We start from the raw sequence: 19814 nt of genomic DNA on the forward strand, positions 1-19814 counted from the left end.
GGACGCGGGGAGGGCCGCTGCCTGCCCCACGCTTATGGCAGGCGCACGGCCCGGTAGCCGTAGATCCAGTCGAGATCCGCCGCCAGGCTTTGCGGCGGCTTGAGGCCGAGAACCAGATCGCGGCCGATCCGGATCGGTCCTTTCGCATGATAGGCAAACCGGTTGAAGGCGCCGCGCTGGCGAAGTTTGGCGATGCGTGGGGCCCGATGGCTTTCAAAGAGCTTTAGCGCTTCCGCCGCCGGACGATCGGAAAGAAACGCGGCAAGTTCGTAACCGTCTTCGATCGCCATGGCCGCTCCTTGTGCGGCAAAGGGCATCATTGCATGCGCGGCATCGCCGATCAGAACCGTCTTGCGGCCGTCCTGCCACGCGCCTGATGTGGTTTCGAACAGCGGCCAGAAACTCAGCTGCTGGTGTTGTTCGAGCAGCGAGACGATCGTGGAATTCCAACCGGAAAGACGCGCGAGCAACTGCGCGCGCTGCTCGGCCGTCGCCTCGCTTTGCCAGGCCTGCGGCGCGATATTGCCGGCGGTGATCGCCACCATGTTGAAGCTGGCGGTCTCCCTCAAAGGGTAACAGACAAGATGCGCCGACCCGCCGAGGAAAGCGCAAACGCTTGCCCGGTCGAGAAAACCCGGCGCTTCGGTTTCGGCAATGGTGAAGCGGTAGGCGATATTGCTGGAAAACCGCGGCGAGGGGCTGCCCGGAACGGATTGCCGCAGCTTCGACCAGACGCCGTCGGCGCCGATGACGACATCGGCGTCCCGCTCGATAGCCGGCAGCGTCGATTCCATCCGGATACTAAGGTGAAGCCGGCAGAGCGGATCGGCCTCGACCGCGGCCAAAAGGGCTTTCTGCAATGTGCTGCGATGCAGGACGCCATAGGGAGCGCCCCAGCGCTGCCGCGCGAATGCGCCTGCAGGCACGGCCGCCAGCTGGCGAAGCGAACTGCCCGAGATCAGCCGGATCGTTTCCGGCTCCAGCCAGACCTTTGACAGCCCTTCAAGGATACCGAGTTCAGCAAGGATGCGCGAGGCGTTGGGCGAAAGCTGCAAGCCCGCGCCGATGTCGGTCAGTTCGCTCGCCTGCTCGAAGATGTCGGAGCTGATGCCCCGGCGCGAAAGCGAAAGCGCAGCGGTCAGCCCCGATATTCCGGCGCCGATGATGGCGGCATGTTCGACCGGCATTGTCCGTTCGATCCGAAATCTGGACGGGTTAGGCCGCCTTCACGTGGAAAACGCAGCCTGCCGGGTTGGTCTGGCTGGGCTTGAGCGCGGAATTGAAGCGATAGAGCGTCGAGCAATAGGAACAGACCTTCTCGTTGTCGTCACCCATGTCGATGAAGATATGCGGATGGTCGAACGGGGCCGAAGCGCCGGTGCACATGAATTCCTTGACGCCGACTTCGATAACCCGGTGACCGCCGTCGTTCTGGAAGTGGGGAATGTTGTGGCCGGCCATGTCGCTCTCCGAATGCTTGAAATCTGCGCGGACCTTATAAGCCTTCGCCGCAAATGTGTAGAGCCAAAGCGCCGCGGTGGATACTGTTTTTAGGCACGGTTTTAGCCGCAGTTTTTGGCTTCACGACGAATGGCGGCTCGATTATGGTCGCGCCAAAAGGAAGGCCCGATGAACCTGAACACGCCCGCATTTTCAAGCTTCACCCATGACGGATTGCAGCTCGCCTTCTTCGACGAGGGCGATCCGGCCGGCGTGCCCGTCTTGTTGATCCACGGGTTTGCTTCGACCGCAAACGTCAACTGGGTGCATCCGGGCTGGCTGAAGACGCTGGGGGATGCCGGCTATCGGGTGATCGCCATCGACAATCGCGGCCACGGCGCCAGCGACAAGCCGCACGACGCCGAAGCCTATCGTCCATGGGTGATGGCCGGCGATGCGATCGCTCTTCTCGATCACCTCGGCATCCCGGAAGCCAACGTCATGGGCTATTCGATGGGCGCGCGCATTTCGGTCTTTGCCGCCCTTGCCAATCCGCATCGCGTCCGCTCGCTGGTGCTCGGCGGCCTCGGCATCGGCATGACGGACGGCGTCGGCGATTGGGATCCGATCGCCGATGCGCTGCTTGCTCCGTCACTCGAGGACGTCACGCATGACCGCGGCCGGATGTTCCGGGCCTTCGCCGAGCAGACCAGGAGTGACCGCGTCGCCCTTGCCCTCTGCATCCGCGGCTCGCGCGATCTCGTCGCCCGCGCGGATATGGGAAAGCTCGACATGCCGGCGCTGATCGGCGTCGGCACGAAAGACGATATTGCCGGCTCGCCGCAGGAGCTGGCGGCGCTGATGCCCTATGCCGAAGCGCTCGATATTCCGGGGCGCGATCATATGCTCGCCGTCGGCGACAGGGTTTTCAAGCAGGCCGTGCTGGCCTTCTACGCGAAAGTCGCCAAGGGGTGGCATCGGCAGGTGACATCATCGTGATGCCGCAAACTATGCTAAAAAACCATGGCGACGGCACCCATTTATGTTATTGGCGTTTTCCACTATATATTGGCATTCCGAAAACGGCATTCCTGTTGGCAACGAGGAGAGCGGCGATGGTCGCCAAGACTGATATTCGTGCTTTTGAGACAGGCCATCCGCTGAAGGTGATGGATCCCATCTGGGACAGCCTGCGCGAGGAAGCCCGGCTCGCCGCCGAACGGGACCCGGTTCTTGCCGCCTTCCTCTACTCGACGGTGATCAACTACCATTCGCTCGAGGAATGCGTCATTCACCGCATCTGCGAACGTCTTGATCATCCCGACATGCAGGCGAATCTGCTTCGCCAGACCTTCGAGGAAATGCTGCTCGATTGGCCGGAATGGAGCTCTATTCTGCGCGTCGACATCCAGGCCATCTACGACCGCGATCCCGCCTGCCTGCGTTTCATGGAAGCCGTGCTCTATTTCAAGGGCTTCCATGCGCTGCAGACACACCGTCTCGCCCATTGGCTACTGAATCGCGGCCGGCGAGATTTCGCGCTTTATCTGCAGAGCCGCTCCTCCAGCGTCTTCCAGACCGACATCAATCCGGCCGCTCGTATCGGCAAGGGCATCTTCCTCGATCACGCCACCGGCCTCGTCGTCGGCGAGACGGCTGTGATCGGCGACAATGTCTCGATCCTGCACAACGTCACGCTCGGCGGCACCGGCAAAGAGGGCGCCGACCGCCATCCGAAGATCGGCAGCGGTGTCATGATCGGCGCCGGCGCAAAGATCCTCGGCAATATCGAGATCGGCTTCTGCTCCCGCATCGCCGCCGGCTCCGTCGTCTTGAAGGCGGTGCCGCCGAAAAAGACGGTCGCCGGCGTGCCGGCCAAGGTCGTCGGCGAAGCCGGTTGTTCCGAGCCGTCGCGCAACATGGACCAAGTGATCGGCGCCGATATCTGATCGGCTGCCGGAAAAAGGATTGGGAAAAGTCGGAGACCTCAGGCGGGGACGGAAATTGCCAAGTGGCAACCTTGCCTTTACACCGCTGCTTTTCCTGTGCAAGAAGCGGCCAATCAAGACCGTTTACGGAGATGACAGAGTGAAGCCAGAAGAAATCAAGAAGCTCGACGCCTATTTCAAACGCATGCTCAACCCGCAGATCGTCGTCAAGGCGCGTCCGCGCAAGAATGATTCTGCGGAAGTCTATCTCGGCGAAGAATTTCTGGGCGTCGTCTATATCGATGACGAGGACGGCGACCGCTCCTACAACTTTTCGATGGCGATCCTCGACGTCGATCTCTGACGCGTTCGAACGCTTTCAAAAAGACCGAACGGCGCGATCCGTTCGGTCTTTTTTTGTTTTTTGCGCTTGGGACGAAAATTTATTTGAAGCTTCCGGTTGTGCTGATCTGATATATATTAGCAAAATCAGTTAAAGACGTACGTGCCCCGGCGCGCATCCTTTGTTTTATTATTGTCATACAACTCTTGGGTGTTTTGCGACGCACAAGACTACTTGACTATTTGTGCGTTGCAGCTACCCTGCCGCCATCCCACAGCCCAACGGAGGACGGTCATGTTCAACTTTGACGATGCAAACAGGAAGAGCAAGGAAGCCGTCGACACGGCGCTGAGAACCTATTCCGATACGACTAGGGGCTTTCAGGCGATCGCCGCCGAAGCTGCTGACTATTCGAAGAAATCCTTTCAGGACGCGGTGACGCATTTCGAAACGCTGGCCGGCGTCAAGAGCTTCGAGGCCGCTTTCGAACTTCAGACCAACTTCGTCAAGGCCTATTTCGAAGGCCTCGTCTCCGAGACGACGAAGCTCAGCGAAATGTATGCCGATCTCGCCAAATCCGCTTACAAGCCCTATGAAGCGCCGATCGCCACTGCCGTCGCCAAGACGACCCGGCAGGCGCCGACGGCAACACCTGCCGCCGCATGATTTGATTTCGAAAAGCGCAACCTGCGCTATATATTGAAATACCGAGACCGGCTACGCATCTGTAGCCGGTCTTTTTTGTTTCCACTTTCGCCGCAGCGTCCGCATGGATCGGCCGGGGACTTTTTTGGTCTTTCCCGTGCATGCCGGCCATTTCTTGATTGCAGTGACTGACAGGGGGCTTAAAATCGGCCTATTATGAACTAAGTTAGTGTTTCAGATATTCGGCGGGAAAAGCACCCTCCCATGCTCCGCTGGATTGCTTGAGGAATGAATGACAATGATCGCAAAGCCGATCCGGATGCAGAACGACAGCGAAAGGAACGGGGAGAACGGAAATCGAACCTCGGTCATCACACGCACCAAGCCGAAGACCAAGAAGCCCAACCTCTACCGCGTGCTGCTTTTGAATGACGACTACACGCCCATGGAATTCGTCATCCATATTCTGGAGCGTTTTTTTCAAAAGGATCGTGAAAGTGCCACCCGCATCATGCTCCATGTCCATAACCACGGCGTCGGCGAATGCGGAATATTCACATACGAGGTGGCGGAAACGAAGGTCAGCCAGGTGATGGACTTCGCCCGGCAGCACCAGCATCCGCTGCAATGCGTCATGGAAAAGAAGTGAGGATCTGAACGTGCCAACATTTTCGCCTAGTTTAGAGAAGGCGCTCCATCAGGCACTGACCTTTGCCAACGAGCGGCACCACGAATATGCGACGCTCGAGCATCTGCTGCTCGCCCTGATCGACGATGCCGATGCGGCCGCGGTCATGGGTGCCTGCAATGTCGATCTCGACGCGCTGCGCAAGACGCTCGTCGAATATGTCGATAACGAACTCTCCAATCTGATCACCGGCTATGACGAGGATTCGAAGCCGACTTCCGGCTTCCAGCGTGTCATCCAGCGCGCCGTCATCCACGTGCAATCGTCCGGCCGCGAGGAAGTGACCGGTGCCAACGTGCTCGTTGCGATCTTCGCCGAGCGCGAAAGCCATGCCGCCTATTTCCTGCAGGAGCAGGAGATGACCCGTTACGACGCTGTCAACTATATCTCCCACGGCATCGGCAAGCGCCCGGGCGCTTCGGAAGCGCGCCCCCCGCGCGGCGCCGAGGAAGAAGCTGAAAGCAGTAAGCCGACGGCGCGCGGCGGCGAGGAAGAGGGCGGTCCCAAGAAGCAGCAGGATGCACTCAAGGCCTATTGCGTCAATCTTAACGAGAAGGCCAAGGGCGGCAAGATCGACCCGCTGATCGGCCGTCACGCCGAGGTGAGCCGCACCATCCAGATCCTGTGCCGCCGTTCGAAGAACAATCCGCTCTATGTCGGTGATCCCGGTGTCGGCAAGACGGCAATCGCCGAAGGCTTGGCCAAGCGCATCGTCGAAGGCAAGGTTCCCGAAGCGCTGGCCGATGCGACGATCTTCTCGCTCGACATGGGCACGCTGCTCGCCGGCACGCGCTACCGCGGCGATTTCGAGGAGCGCTTGAAGCAGGTCGTCAAGGAACTTGAAGAATATCCGGGCGCCGTGCTGTTCATCGACGAGATCCACACGGTGATCGGCGCCGGCGCCACCTCGGGCGGCGCGATGGATGCATCGAACCTGCTGAAGCCCGCCCTGTCGTCGGGCGCGATCCGTTGCATCGGGTCGACCACCTACAAGGAATATCGCCAGTTCTTCGAAAAGGACCGGGCGCTGGTTCGTCGATTCCAGAAGATCGACGTCAGCGAGCCGTCGATCAATGACGCAATCGAGATCATGAAGGGCCTGAAGCCCTATTTCGAAGAATATCACCACCTGCGTTATTCCAACGATGCCATCAAGTCGGCCGTCGAACTGTCGGCCCGCTACATCTCCGACCGCAAGCTGCCGGACAAGGCGATCGACGTGATCGACGAGACCGGTGCGGCCCAGATGCTGCTGCCGCCATCGAAGCGCCGCAAGCTGATCACCGAAAAGGAGATCGAGGCGACGGTCGCCACAATGGCGCGCATTCCGCCGAAGACCGTCTCCAAGGATGACGAAGCGGTACTGGCCAATCTCGAGCAGGAACTGCGCTCGGTTGTCTACGGCCAGGATATCGCCATTGAAGCTCTTTCGACCTCGATCAAGCTGGCGCGCGCCGGCCTGCGCGAGCCCAACAAGCCGATCGGTGCTTACGTCTTCTCCGGTCCGACCGGCGTCGGCAAGACCGAGGTGGCAAAGCAGCTGGCATCGTCGCTCGGCGTCGAACTCCTGCGCTTCGACATGTCGGAATATATGGAGCGGCACACGGTCTCGCGCCTGCTCGGCGCACCTCCCGGCTATGTCGGTTTCGACCAGGGCGGCCTTCTCACCGATGGCGTCGATCAACACCCGCATTGCGTGGTCCTGCTCGACGAAATCGAGAAGGCTCATCCCGACATCTACAATATCCTGCTGCAGGTCATGGACCATGGCACGCTGACCGACCATAACGGCAAGAAGATCGACTTCCGCAACGTCATCCTGATCATGACGACGAATGCGGGCGCGTCCGAAATGGCCAAGGCAGCGATCGGCTTCGGCTCGTCCAAGCGCACCGGCGAGGACGAGGAGGCGCTGACCCGCCTGTTCACGCCGGAGTTCCGCAACCGTCTCGACGCGATCATTCCTTTCGCGGCACTGCCGACGGCTGTCATTCACAAGGTCGTGCAGAAGTTCATCATGCAACTGGAGGCCCAGCTTTCCGAAAGGAACGTCACCTTCGACCTGCATGAGGACGCGATCGCCTGGCTGTCGGAAAAGGGTTACGACGAGAAGATGGGCGCCCGCCCGCTTGCCCGCGTCATCCAGGACACCATCAAGAAGCCGCTTGCCAACGAAATCCTCTTCGGCAAGCTCAAGAAGGGCGGCGTCGTCAACGTCACCGTCGGCCCGAAGGAAGACGGCAAGCCCGGTATCGTGCTGGAGGCCATCCCAGATACGGCGCCGATCAAGCCGAAGCCCGAAGCCGAAGTCGTGCATCCCGAAGGCGACGACCAGGGCGATGGCGAGCTGAAGACCAAGGCGGCGCCCAAGACCCGCGCCAAGACGGTTCCGCAGGCCGAGCCTGAGGTCCGCGACGCTCCCAAGAAGGGAAGCACGGTTCCGAAGGTTCCGCGCAAGAAGTGAGATTTTGTCACTGAATTGAAAAAGGCCGCGTCACCGCGGCCTTTTTGTTTTCGCGTTCTTTTTAGACGGTAATCGACCTTACGCTAAAGCCGCCCGAATTTTTTCGGCATGGGCGGCAAGCACGGCGCCATCCTCCATCTTGCCGGAGTGTGGCTTGAGTGCTGTGCCCTCGTGACGCGGGATGACGTGGAAATGCAGATGAAAGACCGTTTGCCCGGCCGCCGGTTCGTTGAACTGGGCGATGAACACGCCGTCGGCGTCGAAGACGTCCTTGACCGCATTGGCGACCTTTTGAACGACGGTAATCGCATGGGTGAGGGTGGCTGGATCGGCATCGAGGATGTTGCGGGACGGCGCCTTCGGAAGAACCAGCACATGGCCCGGCGCCTGCGGCATCACATCCATGAAGGCGACCGTATGCTGGTCCTCATAGATGCGGTGGGAGGGAATTTCCCCGCGCAGGATCTTGGCGAAGATGTTGTTGTCGTCATAGGCGCTGGTCATCGCGAAATCTCCTCATTTGCTGTTTGATCGGGTAACGCGGCCGGCAGGGCGGCGTCAATCCTCCTGCTGGCGCTCGCCCTTGCGGAACGGGCTGTGCTCGGTCAGCAACTCGCTCATCTGTTCGACATCGGCGCGCTCACGGGCGAGATAATCACCGATCGCCCGGCGAAGGCCGGCATGGGCGACATAATGGGCCGAATGCGTCGTCACCGGCAGGTAGCCGCGGGCGAGCTTGTGTTCGCCCTGGGCGCCGGCCTCGACCCGTTTCAGCCCTTTCGAAAGGGCGAAGTCGATCGCCTGGTGATAGCAGACCTCGAAATGCAGGAAGGGATGATCCTCGACGCAGCCCCAGTGACGGCCGTAGAGCGTATCACCGCCGATGAAGTTGATCGCGCCGGCGATATAGCGCCCGTCGCGTTTGGCCATGACCAGCAGGATATCGTCGGCCATGCGTTCGCCGATTAGCGAATAGAATTTGCGGGTGAGGTAGGGCCGGCCCCATTTGCGCCCGCCGGTATCCATGTAGAATTTGAAAAACTGGTCCCAGATGCGTTCCGTCAGGTCACGGCCGGTCAGCCAGTCGATGCTGATGCCGTTTTCGAGGGCGGCGCGCCGCTCCTTGCGCAACGCCTTGCGTTTGCGCGAGGCGAGCGTTTCGAGAAACTCCTCGTGATTGGCATAGCCGTCATTGATGAAATGGAATTGCTGATCGGTGCGGTGCAGATAGCCGTCCATTTCGAAGACGCCGATCTCGTCATCCGGAACGAAGGTGATATGGGCCGAGGAGACGCCGAGCCGGCGCACAACCTCCTTCAGGCTTTCGGCGATCGCGCTCTGGATCGGCAGCCGCTGAAGTCCCTCGGCAACAAGAAGACGCGGGCCCGTCGCCGGGGTGAACGGAATAGAGCATTGAAGCTTGGGATAATAACGCCCGCCGGCCCGCTCGAAGGCGTCGGCCCAGCCATGGTCGAAGACATATTCGCCCTGGCTGTGGTTCTTGAGGTAGCCGGGCAGGGCGCCGATCAGTTTGCCGCTATCGGTCTCGAGCAGCAGATGGTGGCCGAGCCAGCCGGTCTCGGCGCTGGCCGAGCCGGACTCTTCAAGCGATGATAGGAAGGCGTGCGAAATGAAGGGGTTGTAGGCAAGCGTGTTGCCACTCTTCGACGCCCCGGAAAGGCTGGACCAGCTCTCCGGGGAAATCGCGGTGAAGGAGCGTTCTACGCGAATGGATAGTTCATCGGTCATGGGGCAAATGCGAAGCCTGTGGGAGGATGGTCTCGGCTCTGCCTTACAGCGCCGCGCGTCTTTTCAGACGCGCAAAGGACGCTGTAACACTTTGAGTTGCTGCATAATTTACCCTTAAATCGATCCGATTTAAGGAATTATCCAGCAGTCTGCGCATGATCTTGGCGAAAAAGCGAGCGTCAAACCGCCACACGCGGGTCGAAGCCTTCGAAGGTCATCTGATCTGCGTTTGCGAAGGTCCGTCGGCGCGCCTCTTCGTCGCGCACCGTCCAGGTGATGACGGGAATGCCCTTTTCGCGTTCGCCTGTGATGAAGGCGTTCGGCAGGTCGTCATAATAATAGGAGATGAAATCGAGACCGATCTCCATTGCCTTAGCATGCGTTTCGAACTCTTCCGGCGTGTTGCCGTTGGCGGTCAGCCCGAGCTGGTAGGGGGCATCAAGCGCCTTCAGATCACGCAGCAGCCAATGGTCGAAGCTCATCAGCGCGACCTTGCCCTCATAGCCCTCGAGCACCTCAAGAACGGCTTCGGCAAAACCTTCGTCATCGGCCTCGCGGCCCTTGAGCTCCAGCACCAGCGGCACCTTGCCCTGGACGAGATCGAGAAGCTGGCGGAGCGTCGGCACCTTGTCGTTTGTGCCGCCGACGGCGATCAGGCCGAGCTCACGGGAGGTGCGCTCGCGGATGTCGCCGGTGAGATTGCACAGCCGCTGCAGGTCCTCGTCGTGAAAGACGACCGGCACGCCGTCGGAGGCGTAATGCAGGTCGCATTCAATCGCAAAGCCCGCTTCGACGGCACGCGAAAAGGCCGAAAGCGTATTTTCCCAGACGAGTCTGTTGAGGTCGTGATAGCCGCGATGGGCGACCGGCACGTCCCGGATCCAGGCCGCATTGGTCATTCTGCGATTTCCATGATAGCATCGATCTCGACGGCAGCGTTCAGCGGCAGGGCGGCCATGCCGACGGCGGCACGCGCATGTTTGCCGGCCTCGCCGAGCACGCCGGCAATCAGGTTCGAAGCGCCGTTGATGACGAGATGCTGCTCGACGAAGTCGGGCGCCGAGGCGACGAAGCCGTTCAGCTTGATGACGCGCCGGATGCGGCCGAGGTCGCCGCCAAGCGCCGCCTTCGCCTGGGCAAGGATGTTGATGGCGCAGAGTTCGGCACCGCGTTGACCCGCGGCAACGTCGACGGTCTTGCCGAGATGGCCGGAGACGGCGATCTTGCCGCCTTCGAGCGGCAGCTGGCCGGAGATGTAGAGAAGATTGCCGCTGATGACATAGGGAACGTAATTTGCAGCGGGGGCTGCGGCTTCGGGCAGGGTTATCCCCATCTCAGTCAGGCGCTTTGCAATTTCATCGGACATTTTCGTCTCCGCTTTTGTTGTCAATTCTTCAAAAATTATGCATCAAGACTAGAATCTTTAATATGACAGGTTCGAGCCTCGATTTGGCCGAAAGCGTTCTTATAACATCGCGACCGAGTCCAACAGGAGTTAATGAATGTTCCGATCAGGTCTTGTCGCTCTGCTTCTCGCCAGCGTTTCCGCCAATGCATGGGCGGCTGCGCCCGCGGTAAGCGCTGCGATCGCGACCGGCCTCGTCGCACATCGCGCCGTCTACGATCTGGAACTGAAGGATGCCTCCGACCGCTCCGGTATAGCCGGCATGTACGGTCGCATGGTCTATGAGTTCGACGGCAGCTATTGCCAGGGCTTTACCACCAATTTCCGCTTCGTGACGCAGATCGACACCGGCGACAGCGTCCGCGTCAGTGACCAGCAGACGAAGACCTTCGAGAACCTCAAGGACGGCAAGTTCACCTTCGACACCAAATCCTTCACCGACGAGCAGCTCGACAAAGAGGTCAACGGCGCGGCTCAGGATCAGCCGGATGGCGTCAAGGTCGATCTCAAGCAGCCGTCGAGCCGCGAGCTGCAGCTTGCCGAAAGCCGGTTCCCAACCGAACACATGCTCGACGTGATCCAGAACGCCAAGGACGGCAAGCGCTTCTTCGAGGCCCGAGTTTTCGATGGCTCCGATGACGGCGACAAGTCGCTGGTAACGACGACGATCGTCGGCAAGCAGGAGACGCCGATTGCCGAGGAGGCCGATGCCGGTAATGCCGGCGCTTTCTCCAAGGCGGCCTTCTGGCCGGTGACGATCGCCTATTTCAACGAGAATGCAAAATCGGACGCTTTGCCGGTTTATCGCATGTCCTTCAAGCTCTATGAGAACGGCATTACCCGCGACCTGACGATGGACTACGGCGATTTCGTGCTGACCGGAAAGCTCGCAAAGCTCGAGCTGCTCGACCGCAAGGCCGAGGTCTGCAAGTAAGCCGCACAGCTTTTCCGACTGTCATAAAACTGTATCATAAAGTTCATTATTGTGCGGCGACCAGCGATGATTGAGTCGCCTTCCGTCGTCCTGCTTTTCGGGTTGGTGCGATCCTAGCGGCCAGTCCATCGCGGATGAGGCCCGTTTGTTGCGAAGATGGGCTCCAGACGATTACTGCCGCAAGCCTGGAAAGCCCGCCTCATGGCCGATACCGATCTCGCGACTGTTCAGAACGCCGCCCTGCCGGTCGTCGCCGCCGATCCGGCGGAAATCGCCCGCATTTCCGACAGCATCAATATCACCGACCGCGCCGGCATCTCGGTCTATGGCGACCGCGCCCAGCAGGCGGTCAGCGACTATGCCGACAGGATCCTGCGCGAGGTCCGCAACAAGGATCTGGGCGAGGTCGGCCGCCTGTTGACCGACATCATCCTCAAGTCGAAGGGCCTCGACCCGGCGTCGCTGAAGGACAAAGGTTTCCTCAGCCGCATATTCTCCTCCGCAAAGTCCCGGCTCGAACGGTTCAAGGCGGAGTTTGAAGACGTGGCCGGCCAGATCGATCGGATCGGCCTGGAGCTCGATCGTCACAAGGATACGCTGAGGCGCGACATCGCGCTGCTCGACGACCTGCATGAGGAAACCCGACAATCGATCATGCGGCTCGAGGCCTATGTGCAGGCCGGCAAGACTTTTGCAGAGCGGTTTCGCAGCACCGAGCTGCCGAGGCTGAAGGCACAAGCCGAGGCGGCCGCGACTGGCCCCGGCGGCGGCATGCTGGAGGCACAGACCTATCAGGACAGCCTGCAGGCGCTCGACCGGCTGGAAAAGCGCGTGTTCTACCTGCAGCAGGCTCGCCAGCTCGGCATTCAGCAATTGCCGCAGATCCGCATCGTCCAGGCGGGCGACGAGACGCTGATCGAGAACTTGCAGGCGACCTCGGCGCTGACGGTGCCGGCCTGGAAACAGAAGATGGTGATCCTGCTCGGGCTGACGCGGCAGAAATCGGCGCTCGAGCTGCAGAAGGCGGTGACCGACGCCACCAACGACATGATCCGCCAGGCATCCGAGATGATGAAGGACCAGGCGATATCGATCGAGCAGCAGTCGCAGCGCGGCATCGTCGATATCGATACGCTCGCCAAGGCCAACAGGGATCTGATCGACACGATTTCAGGCGTGCTACAGGTTCAGGAGGAGGGGCGCCGCAAGCGGGCGCAGGCCGAGCAGCAGATGGAGCAGATGACGGTCGAACTCAAGAAGGCGATGACTGAGGCGTGATCGGCAGGATGACGATGCGAGCACTGCTTTCAGGCTTGGCGCTTCTTGCCGTTGTGGCGCTTGCCGGCTGCAATCCCTTCGGCAAGGGGCCGGATTTCTCGATCGTATCCGGATCGGAAAATACCGTTCTGCAGCCGATCGTCGAGGAGTTCTGCAAGCAGAAGAATGCGAGCTGCACCTTCAAATATGAAGGCACGCTCGATATCGGCCTGGCGCTGCAGAGCGATGAGGGCGTCGAGCAGGATGCGGTCTGGCCGGCCTCCAGCGTCTGGGTCGACATGTTCGACACCAAACGCCGCGTCAAGAGCCTGACTTCGATCGCCCAGACGCCGGTGGTGCTCGGCGTGCGCAAGTCGAAGGCTGAGCAGCTCGGCTGGATCGGCAGGGATGTGTTCATGAAGGATATTCTGGCGGCCGTCGAAAACGGATCGCTGAAATTCCTGATGACCTCGGCGACGCAATCCAATTCGGGCGCCAGCGCCTATCTCGCCATGCTGTCGAGTGCGCTCGGCAACAAGCCGGTGATCGAGCCCGGCGATCTCGACGACAAAGGTGTTCAGGAGAGCGTGCGGTCGCTGCTGTCAGGCGTCGTGCGCTCTTCCGGCTCGTCCGGCTGGCTTGCCGATCTCTACGTCGAATCCGCCGGCAAGGGCACGGTCTACGACGCCATGTGGAATTACGAGGCGGTGCTGAAGGAAACCAACGACAAGCTTGCCGCCTTGTCGCAGGAACCGCTCTACGCGATCTATCCGGCCGATGGCGTGGCCCTGGCGGATTCGCCGCTCGGTTTCGTCGATCATGGCCGCGGGCCGGAAGTCCAGGCGTTCTTCAGCGATCTGCTCGCCTATCTCCGTTCGGCCCCCGTGCAGCAGCGTATCGCAGATACCGGCCGGCGCATTCCGCTCAGCAATGTTGCGGCAAAACCGGAGCCTGGCTGGAATTTCGATCCCACCCGGCTTGTGACTGCCATCCGCATGCCGGAGCCGGATGTCATTCGCCAGGCACTCACTCTTTATCAGGCAGCACTGCGCAAGCCGTCCTTGACTGCGCTCTGCCTCGATTTTTCCGGCTCGATGCAGGGAGACGGCGAGGATCAGCTGCAGAGGGCGATGCGTTTCCTCCTGACGCCCGACGAAGCGAGCAAGGTGCTGGTGCAATGGTCGCCCGCCGACCAGATCATCGTCATTCCCTTCGACGGCAGCGTGCGCAACACCTTCATGGCCAGCGGAAACCCGCTGGAGCAGCAAGGGCTGCTGAACGAGATTTCCCGGCAGAAGGCGGATGGCGGCACCAACATGTATGCCTGCGCCGAACGGGCGCTGCAGCAGATCGCCAGAACCGACAGGCTCTCGACTTATCTGCCTGCCATCGTCATCATGACCGACGGCAGGTCCGACGATCTAAGCCGGTCTTTCATGAGCAAATGGAATGCGACCGAGCCGCATGTGCCGGTCTTCGGCATCACATTCGGCGACGCCGACAAGACCCAGCTCGATAGCCTCGCCAAGCAGACATCGGCGCGCGTGTTCGACGGCGGCTCGAATCTCGCCACCGCTTTCCGCACCGCACGCGGCTATAATTAGGACCGGCATGCGCAACTGGCTCGGCAATGACGGCAACTGGATCGTGGCGGGACTGGCTGCGGCAATCACCGTGCCATTGCTGAGCTTTGTCGCCGGCATGCCGTTCTGGATCGCTGTCATCATCGCTCTTCTGGTTTTTGCCGGCCTCGTCATTCTCTTGGCACCACGCCGGCTGTTCGAAGGCCTCGATATCAAGAGCATTGGCAGCGGGCGCATCGCCTTTGCCCGCGACCTCCTGGAGGCGGCCGTTCCCTTTGCGCAGAGGCTGGAGGCTGCCGCCGACACGATCACCGATCGGAAGACGGCAGCCGCGGTCCGCCATCTTGCCGAAATCGCCGCCGATGTCTTTCGCAAGGTCGAGGCCAAGCCGGAGAGCGCCAATGCCGTACGGCGGTTCCTTTCCTATTATCTGCCGCGTGCTGCCGAGGTGGCGGAAGGTTTTGCCGTCATCGAGGCGAAACGCGTTCCTGATACCAAGCAGCTGGAGGAGGTTCGCGCCGTGCTGGTCAAGCTCGAAGAAGCCTTCGTCCATTATGCCGACAGCTTGATCGATGAGGCGCTCGGCACGCTCGACACCGATCTGCGCCTCATTCAGGCTTCGCTCAAAGAGGATATCGGACGCTGATGGCCCTTTCTCGTCGCGCCTTTGGAGTGGGACTGCTGGGAGCCGGCGTCGTCGGCACCGGCGGCTATTTCGCCGTCAAGGACCGGCCTGAACTGCAGGGCCTGCTCGGCAGCCGCACGACGCTTTCCGGCTTCATCGGTGGCGAGAAGGAAGCCTTTCTTGCCGACCGTGACGTGGTCAGCGCACTTGGGGGATATGGCCTGACGGTAAACAGCCGCGTAGCGGGGTCGGTCGAAATGGTGCGCGAACAGGCGCTGCTCTCGCAGACTCCGCAATTTCTATGGCCGTCCTCGTCGATCATGGTCGATATCGCCAGACAAAGCGGCGTCAAAATCCGCAATGACCGGGTCGTGCTGAACACGCCCGTCGTTGTCTATTCCTGGCAGCCGGTGGTCGACGGCTTGAGGAAATCAGGACTGGTGACGGTCACAAACGAAGGCCATTATCAGCTCGACCTCAAAGCGCTGCTGGATGCTGTTCTCGCCGGCACCGACTGGTCGAAGCTCGGCGTCAATTCGCTGTATGGCCGCGCGCGCATCGTCTCGACCGATCCGAACCGCTCCAATTCCGGCTTCATGTTCGCCGGCCTGGCGCTTAGCCTCTTCAGCGGCAATGTCGCGACCGCAGACGATCTTGCCGCGTTCGGCGGCAAGGTGCAGGCGGTCTTCCGTAACATGGGCTTCAAGTCGCCCTCGTCAGGCAAGCTCTTCGACCAGTATCTGGCAGGCGGCCTCGGCGGCGAGCCGATGATCGTCGGCTATGAGAATCAGCTGGTCGAATGGATCCTCGCCGATCCCTCGCGCTGGGACCGCATCAAGACAAGCGCGGGCGCAAAGCCGGTGGTGCTCTATCCGCGGCCGACCGTTTATTCAGCGCATCCGCTGATCGTCGTCGACGAGAACGCCAATCGGCTGGTCGAAGCGCTGGTGAGCCCGAAGCTGCAGGAACTTGCCTGGACGAGACATGGCTTCCGCGGTCCGCTTGGAACCGCCGCCGGCAACGCCGACAGCGCAATCGGCAGCCTGCTGCCGGCCGAGGTCGATGCCGTCCTGCCGATGCCGGATGCCGGCGTCATGCTGTCGCTTCTGACGATGCTGGCAGGCTGAGCGGCCGCATGCGAAGGGCGGGGCAGCGGCTGAATTTCTCGGCATAAACCTTGTTTGTATGCCGATTGGAATGTTTTCCTTGCTTTTATGCCGAACCGAATGTATGGGCAGCGGCATTCCACACGTAAGGCATGGGATTGTCCGGGAGAAATCCGGATCGTTCCGCCCGGTGGCATTCTCGAAGAGGATGCTGTTCGCCTTGCGGAGGTTCAACCGGAAAAGGATACAAAGGCATGGCATTGCCCGATTTTTCTATGCGCCAGCTTCTCGAAGCAGGCGTCCACTTCGGCCACCAGACGCACCGCTGGAACCCGAAGATGAAGCCGTACATCTTCGGCGATCGTAACAACATCCACATCATCGACCTGGCTCAGACCGTTCCGATGCTGTCGCGCGCCCTGCAGGTCGTCAGCGACACCGTTGCCCGCGGCGGCCGCGTTCTCTTCGTCGGCACCAAGCGCCAGGCGTCGGAGATCATCGCCGACAGCGCCAAGCGTTCGGCCCAGTACTACGTCAACTCGCGCTGGCTCGGCGGCATGATGACGAACTGGAAGACGATCTCCAACTCGATCCAGCGCCTGCGCAAGCTCGATGAGATCCTCAACGGCGAAGCCCAGGGCTTCACCAAGAAGGAACGCCTGAACCTCGAGCGCGAGCGTGAAAAGCTCGACAAGGCTCTCGGCGGTATCCGCGATATGGGCGGCACCCCGGACCTGATGTTCATCATCGACACCAACAAGGAAAAGATCGCGATCGACGAAGCCAAGCGCCTCGGCATCCCGGTCGTTGCCATCATCGACTCGAACTGCGATCCGGACCTGATCGACTATCCGATCCCGGGCAACGACGACGCATCGCGCGCCATCGCTCTTTACTGCGAGCTGATCTCCCGCGCCGCCATCGACGGCATCGCGCGTCAGCAGAGCTCTTCCGGCCGCGATCTCGGCGCATCCTCCGAAGTTCCGGTCGAACCGGCTCTCGAGGAAGCAGCCGAAGGCTGATGAAAGCCGGCGGATCGAAAGTTCCGCCAAAGCTTGCATGACTGGGAAAGGCCGCTCGCGACTCATCGAAGTTCGGCGGCCTTGCCTGTTTCAGGGCGAGGGCATCAGGCCCTTCGCCGATTAAGTTTCGTTATGGCGCGTCTTCATCACGCTGTCATACATACAGGTACATTTCGTGCCTCAATCCGGTGCCGCGCCGCGCTTTGCTGCCCACCGTATGAACCGACAAGAGGAAGCTAATGAGCGAGATTACGGCTGCAATGGTGAAGGAACTGCGCGAAAAGACCGGCGCAGGCATGATGGACTGCAAGAAGGCCCTTGCTGAAACCGGCGGCGACATGGAAGCGGCGATCGACTGGCTGCGCGCCAAGGGCATCGCCAAGGCCGACAAGAAGTCGGGCCGCACCGCTGCCGAAGGCCTCATCGGCGTTTCGAGCCAGGGCACCAAGGCCGTTGTCGTCGAAGTCAACTCCGAAACCGACTTCGTTGCCCGTAACGATGCCTTCCAGGATCTCGTCCGTGGCATTGCCAAGGTTGCCGCCTCCACAAACGGCAGCGTCGACGCCGTTGCGGCTGCGACCTACCCGGCATCCGGCAAGTCGGTTTCCGACACGATCAAGGACGCGATCGCAACGATCGGCGAGAACATGAACCTGCGCCGCTCGGTCGCGCTCTCCGTCGAGGATGGCGTCGTCGCCACCTATATCCACAATGCGGTTTCCGACGGCCTCGGCAAGCTCGGCGTTCTCGTCGCGCTGAAGTCGACCGGCGACAAGGAAGCTCTGAATGCAATCGGCCGCCAGGTCGCCATGCATATCGCGGCGACCGCACCGCTGGCGATCCGCCCTGAGGAAGTCGATGCCGCCGTCGCCGAGCGCGAGCGCAACGTCTTCATCGAGCAGTCGCGCGCTTCCGGCAAGCCTGACAACATCATCGAGAAGATGGTCGACGGCCGCATGCGCAAGTTCTTCGAGGAAGTCGCCCTTCTCTCACAGGCTTTCGTCATCAATCCGGACCTGACCGTCGCAGCCGCCGTCAAGGAAGCTGAAAAGGCCGTCGGCGCGCCGATCGAAGTCGCCGGCATGGCCCGCCTTCTGCTCGGCGAAGGCGTCGAGAAAGAAGAGACCGATTTCGCAGCCGAAGTTGCGGCTGCCGTCAAGGGTTGATCTTCCAGCCATAATTGGGAAAACAAGAAGGGCATCGCGTGACAACGCGGTGCCCTTCGTGTATCGGGCATTCACGGCAATTTACGAGGAGCCAAGATGTCTTTAGAGCCTGTCTATAAACGCGTTCTACTCAAGGCTTCCGGCGAAGCGCTCATGGGTAGCCAGGGTTTCGGGATCGATGTTGCGGTGGCGGACCGCATTGCATCCGATATCGCCGAGGCAAGGCATATGGGCGTGGAAGTCGGCGTCGTCGTCGGTGGCGGCAATATTTTCCGCGGTGTCGCGGTCGCGTCCAAGGGCGGCGATCGGGTCACCGGCGACCACATGGGCATGCTCGGCACCATTATCAATGCGCTGGCGCTGGCGACCTCGCTGCGCAAGCTGAACATCGATACAGTGGTGCTTTCGGCCATCTCCATGCCTGAGATCTGCGAGAGCTTTTCGCAGCGCGCGACCCTCTATCACCTGTCGATGGGACGTGTGGTGATCTTTGCCGGCGGCACCGGCAATCCCTTCTTCACCACCGATTCGGCCGCAGCGCTGCGCGCCGCCGAAATGGGCGCGCAAGCGATCTTCAAGGGCACCCAGGTAGACGGCATCTACACCGCCGACCCGAAGAAATATCCCGATGCGACCCGTCTCGACCGCCTGACGCACCAGGAAGTGCTGGACAGGGGCCTTGCGGTGATGGACGTTGCCGCCGTGGCGCTCGCCCGGGAAAATTCCATTCCGATCATCGTCTTCTCGATCCACGAGAAAGGCGGTTTTGCTGAAATCCTGACGGGCGGTGGCCTCAAGACCATCGTCTCCGACAACTGATATAGACTGCGCCGCTTTATCGGGCGCAGCCATCGCGACGCGCTTTATACGGGAGCATCGACATGAGTGAAGGTATCGACATCAAGGAACTGAAGCGCCGCATGGACGGCGCGGTTTCCGCATTCAAGAGCGACATCGCATCGCTGCGCACCGGCCGTGCTTCGGCCAACATCCTCGATCCGGTCACGGTCGAGGCCTATGGTTCGCGCATGCCGCTGAACCAGGTCGCCAATATCACCGTGCCCGAGCCGCGCATGCTGGCGGTTTCGGTCTGGGACAAGTCGATGGTCAGTGCCGTCGAGCGTGGCATCCGCGAATCCAATCTCGGCCTCAACCCGATCGTCGATGGCCAGAACCTGCGTATTCCGCTGCCGGAGCTGAACGAGGAACGCCGCAAGTCGCTCGTCAAAGTGGCGCATGATTATGCCGAAAAGAGCAAGGTCGCGATTCGCCACGTTCGCCGCGACGGCATGGACGGCCTTAAGAAAGCCGAAAAGGATGGCGTAATCGGCCAGGACGAGGGCAGGGCGCAGTCGGAACGTGTACAGAAGATGACGGACGAGACGATTTCCGAAATCGACCGCTTGCTTGGCGAGAAGGAAAAGGAAATCATGCAGGTCTAGTGGATCTGTGCCTTTGC

The 19814-nt window shown here is 60.8% G+C and carries 21 protein-coding genes; 15 read left to right on the forward strand and 6 right to left on the reverse strand.

The window, feature by feature from the left end:
• Positions 1–32: 32 nt before the first annotated feature.
• Both RLEG4DRAFT_RS18780 and RLEG4DRAFT_RS18785 read right to left on the reverse strand, forming a co-directional pair.
• Positions 33–1187 carry an FAD-dependent monooxygenase gene (locus RLEG4DRAFT_RS18780; protein WP_003579015.1) on the reverse strand — a complete coding sequence of 385 codons (1155 nt, stop codon included), beginning with the start codon at positions 1185–1187 and terminating at the stop codon, positions 33–35.
• Between the two features lie 28 nt (positions 1188–1215).
• Positions 1216–1461, reverse strand: coding sequence for a zinc-finger domain-containing protein (locus tag RLEG4DRAFT_RS18785; RefSeq protein WP_003539274.1), 246 nt, complete (start codon positions 1459–1461; stop codon positions 1216–1218).
• Positions 1462–1629: 168 nt separating this feature from the next.
• Between RLEG4DRAFT_RS18785 and RLEG4DRAFT_RS18790 the strand changes: the two genes are divergently transcribed.
• The 6 genes from RLEG4DRAFT_RS18790 (at position 1630) to clpA (ending at position 7508) form a co-directional block, all read left to right on the forward strand.
• Positions 1630–2439 carry an alpha/beta fold hydrolase gene (locus RLEG4DRAFT_RS18790; protein WP_003579016.1) on the forward strand — a complete coding sequence of 270 codons (810 nt, stop codon included), beginning with the start codon at positions 1630–1632 and terminating at the stop codon, positions 2437–2439.
• 116 nt (positions 2440–2555) lie between these two features.
• Complete coding sequence (gene cysE / locus RLEG4DRAFT_RS18795) at positions 2556–3389, forward strand: serine O-acetyltransferase (protein ID WP_003573400.1); 834 nt, start codon at positions 2556–2558, stop codon at positions 3387–3389.
• A 139-nt stretch (positions 3390–3528) separates the two neighbouring features.
• Positions 3529–3732, forward strand: a complete 204-nt coding sequence (locus RLEG4DRAFT_RS18800; protein WP_037094675.1) for a DUF3126 family protein — start codon at positions 3529–3531, stop codon at positions 3730–3732.
• 273 nt (positions 3733–4005) lie between these two features.
• Complete coding sequence (locus tag RLEG4DRAFT_RS18805; protein WP_003579018.1) at positions 4006–4377, forward strand: phasin family protein; 372 nt, start codon at positions 4006–4008, stop codon at positions 4375–4377.
• Between the two features lie 277 nt (positions 4378–4654).
• Positions 4655–5005: an ATP-dependent Clp protease adapter ClpS gene (gene clpS / locus RLEG4DRAFT_RS18810; RefSeq protein ID WP_037094677.1), complete on the forward strand. Its 351-nt coding sequence runs from the start codon at positions 4655–4657 to the stop codon at positions 5003–5005.
• Positions 5006–5015: 10 nt separating this feature from the next.
• The gene (gene clpA / locus RLEG4DRAFT_RS18815; protein WP_003579023.1) at positions 5016–7508 is read left to right on the forward strand and encodes an ATP-dependent Clp protease ATP-binding subunit ClpA; all 2493 of its coding nucleotides are present in this window, start codon (positions 5016–5018) and stop codon (positions 7506–7508) included.
• Between the two features lie 78 nt (positions 7509–7586).
• Here the strand turns inward: clpA and RLEG4DRAFT_RS18820 are convergent, their stop codons facing one another.
• The 4 genes from RLEG4DRAFT_RS18820 to RLEG4DRAFT_RS18835 all read right to left on the reverse strand — a co-directional run bounded on the left by RLEG4DRAFT_RS18820 (position 7587) and on the right by RLEG4DRAFT_RS18835 (position 10623).
• Complete coding sequence (locus tag RLEG4DRAFT_RS18820; protein ID WP_003573390.1) at positions 7587–8012, reverse strand: HIT family protein; 426 nt, start codon at positions 8010–8012, stop codon at positions 7587–7589.
• 54 nt (positions 8013–8066) lie between these two features.
• Positions 8067–9257, reverse strand: a complete 1191-nt coding sequence (locus tag RLEG4DRAFT_RS18825; RefSeq protein ID WP_003579025.1) for a GNAT family N-acetyltransferase — start codon at positions 9255–9257, stop codon at positions 8067–8069.
• 179 nt (positions 9258–9436) lie between these two features.
• A complete protein-coding gene (locus RLEG4DRAFT_RS18830) occupies positions 9437–10156 on the reverse strand; it encodes a glycerophosphodiester phosphodiesterase (RefSeq protein ID WP_003579027.1) in 720 nt (239 codons plus the stop codon).
• Complete coding sequence (locus RLEG4DRAFT_RS18835) at positions 10153–10623, reverse strand: RidA family protein (protein ID WP_003579028.1); 471 nt, start codon at positions 10621–10623, stop codon at positions 10153–10155. Before RLEG4DRAFT_RS18835 ends, RLEG4DRAFT_RS18830 begins: the two co-directional genes overlap by 4 nt.
• A gap of 136 nt (positions 10624–10759) precedes the next feature.
• Between RLEG4DRAFT_RS18835 and RLEG4DRAFT_RS18840 the strand changes: the two genes are divergently transcribed.
• The 9 genes from RLEG4DRAFT_RS18840 to frr all read left to right on the forward strand — a co-directional run bounded on the left by RLEG4DRAFT_RS18840 (position 10760) and on the right by frr (position 19797).
• Complete coding sequence (locus RLEG4DRAFT_RS18840) at positions 10760–11596, forward strand: cell envelope integrity EipB family protein (RefSeq protein ID WP_003579030.1); 837 nt, start codon at positions 10760–10762, stop codon at positions 11594–11596.
• A gap of 201 nt (positions 11597–11797) precedes the next feature.
• Positions 11798–12874 carry a toxic anion resistance protein gene (locus RLEG4DRAFT_RS18845; RefSeq protein ID WP_003579032.1) on the forward strand — a complete coding sequence of 359 codons (1077 nt, stop codon included), beginning with the start codon at positions 11798–11800 and terminating at the stop codon, positions 12872–12874.
• A 14-nt stretch (positions 12875–12888) separates the two neighbouring features.
• Positions 12889–14457, forward strand: coding sequence for a substrate-binding domain-containing protein (locus RLEG4DRAFT_RS18850; protein ID WP_003579035.1), 1569 nt, complete (start codon positions 12889–12891; stop codon positions 14455–14457).
• Between the two features lie 7 nt (positions 14458–14464).
• Positions 14465–15082 (forward strand): 5-bromo-4-chloroindolyl phosphate hydrolysis family protein, encoded by a 618-nt coding sequence (locus tag RLEG4DRAFT_RS18855; RefSeq protein WP_003579036.1) that lies wholly within the window; start codon positions 14465–14467, stop codon positions 15080–15082.
• Positions 15082–16188 carry a substrate-binding domain-containing protein gene (locus tag RLEG4DRAFT_RS18860; RefSeq protein ID WP_003579038.1) on the forward strand — a complete coding sequence of 369 codons (1107 nt, stop codon included), beginning with the start codon at positions 15082–15084 and terminating at the stop codon, positions 16186–16188. The genes RLEG4DRAFT_RS18855 and RLEG4DRAFT_RS18860 overlap by 1 nt, the downstream gene beginning before the upstream one ends.
• 233 nt (positions 16189–16421) lie before the next feature.
• A complete protein-coding gene (gene rpsB, locus RLEG4DRAFT_RS18865) occupies positions 16422–17189 on the forward strand; it encodes a 30S ribosomal protein S2 (RefSeq protein ID WP_003573382.1) in 768 nt (255 codons plus the stop codon).
• Between the two features lie 239 nt (positions 17190–17428).
• Complete coding sequence (tsf, locus tag RLEG4DRAFT_RS18870; RefSeq protein ID WP_003579039.1) at positions 17429–18355, forward strand: translation elongation factor Ts; 927 nt, start codon at positions 17429–17431, stop codon at positions 18353–18355.
• Positions 18356–18451: 96 nt separating this feature from the next.
• Positions 18452–19174 (forward strand): UMP kinase, encoded by a 723-nt coding sequence (gene pyrH / locus RLEG4DRAFT_RS18875; protein WP_003573378.1) that lies wholly within the window; start codon positions 18452–18454, stop codon positions 19172–19174.
• 62 nt (positions 19175–19236) lie between these two features.
• The gene (gene frr / locus RLEG4DRAFT_RS18880) at positions 19237–19797 is read left to right on the forward strand and encodes a ribosome recycling factor (protein ID WP_003573377.1); all 561 of its coding nucleotides are present in this window, start codon (positions 19237–19239) and stop codon (positions 19795–19797) included.
• Positions 19798–19814: the final 17 nt, after the last annotated feature.

Source organism: Rhizobium leguminosarum bv. trifolii WSM2297 (assembly GCF_000271845.1).

Bases quoted from the DNA above. Each gene is read 5' to 3' on its own strand.
- RLEG4DRAFT_RS18780 (WP_003579015.1), bottom strand. From the start codon at position 1,187: ATGCCGGTCGAACATGCCGCCATCATCGGCGCCGGAATATCGGGGCTG.
- RLEG4DRAFT_RS18785 (WP_003539274.1), bottom strand. From the start codon at position 1,461: ATGGCCGGCCACAACATTCCCCACTTCCAGAACGACGGCGGTCACCGG.
- RLEG4DRAFT_RS18790 (WP_003579016.1), top strand. From the start codon at position 1,630: ATGAACCTGAACACGCCCGCATTTTCAAGCTTCACCCATGACGGATTG.
- cysE (WP_003573400.1), top strand. From the start codon at position 2,556: ATGGTCGCCAAGACTGATATTCGTGCTTTTGAGACAGGCCATCCGCTG.
- RLEG4DRAFT_RS18805 (WP_003579018.1), top strand. From the start codon at position 4,006: ATGTTCAACTTTGACGATGCAAACAGGAAGAGCAAGGAAGCCGTCGAC.
- clpS (WP_037094677.1), top strand. From the start codon at position 4,655: ATGATCGCAAAGCCGATCCGGATGCAGAACGACAGCGAAAGGAACGGG.
- RLEG4DRAFT_RS18820 (WP_003573390.1), bottom strand. From the start codon at position 8,012: ATGACCAGCGCCTATGACGACAACAACATCTTCGCCAAGATCCTGCGC.
- RLEG4DRAFT_RS18825 (WP_003579025.1), bottom strand. From the start codon at position 9,257: ATGACCGATGAACTATCCATTCGCGTAGAACGCTCCTTCACCGCGATT.
- RLEG4DRAFT_RS18830 (WP_003579027.1), bottom strand. From the start codon at position 10,156: ATGACCAATGCGGCCTGGATCCGGGACGTGCCGGTCGCCCATCGCGGC.
- RLEG4DRAFT_RS18835 (WP_003579028.1), bottom strand. From the start codon at position 10,623: ATGTCCGATGAAATTGCAAAGCGCCTGACTGAGATGGGGATAACCCTG.
- RLEG4DRAFT_RS18840 (WP_003579030.1), top strand. From the start codon at position 10,760: ATGTTCCGATCAGGTCTTGTCGCTCTGCTTCTCGCCAGCGTTTCCGCC.
- RLEG4DRAFT_RS18845 (WP_003579032.1), top strand. From the start codon at position 11,798: ATGGCCGATACCGATCTCGCGACTGTTCAGAACGCCGCCCTGCCGGTC.
- RLEG4DRAFT_RS18850 (WP_003579035.1), top strand. From the start codon at position 12,889: ATGCGAGCACTGCTTTCAGGCTTGGCGCTTCTTGCCGTTGTGGCGCTT.
- RLEG4DRAFT_RS18855 (WP_003579036.1), top strand. From the start codon at position 14,465: ATGCGCAACTGGCTCGGCAATGACGGCAACTGGATCGTGGCGGGACTG.
- RLEG4DRAFT_RS18860 (WP_003579038.1), top strand. From the start codon at position 15,082: ATGGCCCTTTCTCGTCGCGCCTTTGGAGTGGGACTGCTGGGAGCCGGC.
- rpsB (WP_003573382.1), top strand. From the start codon at position 16,422: ATGGCATTGCCCGATTTTTCTATGCGCCAGCTTCTCGAAGCAGGCGTC.
- tsf (WP_003579039.1), top strand. From the start codon at position 17,429: ATGAGCGAGATTACGGCTGCAATGGTGAAGGAACTGCGCGAAAAGACC.
- pyrH (WP_003573378.1), top strand. From the start codon at position 18,452: ATGTCTTTAGAGCCTGTCTATAAACGCGTTCTACTCAAGGCTTCCGGC.
- frr (WP_003573377.1), top strand. From the start codon at position 19,237: ATGAGTGAAGGTATCGACATCAAGGAACTGAAGCGCCGCATGGACGGC.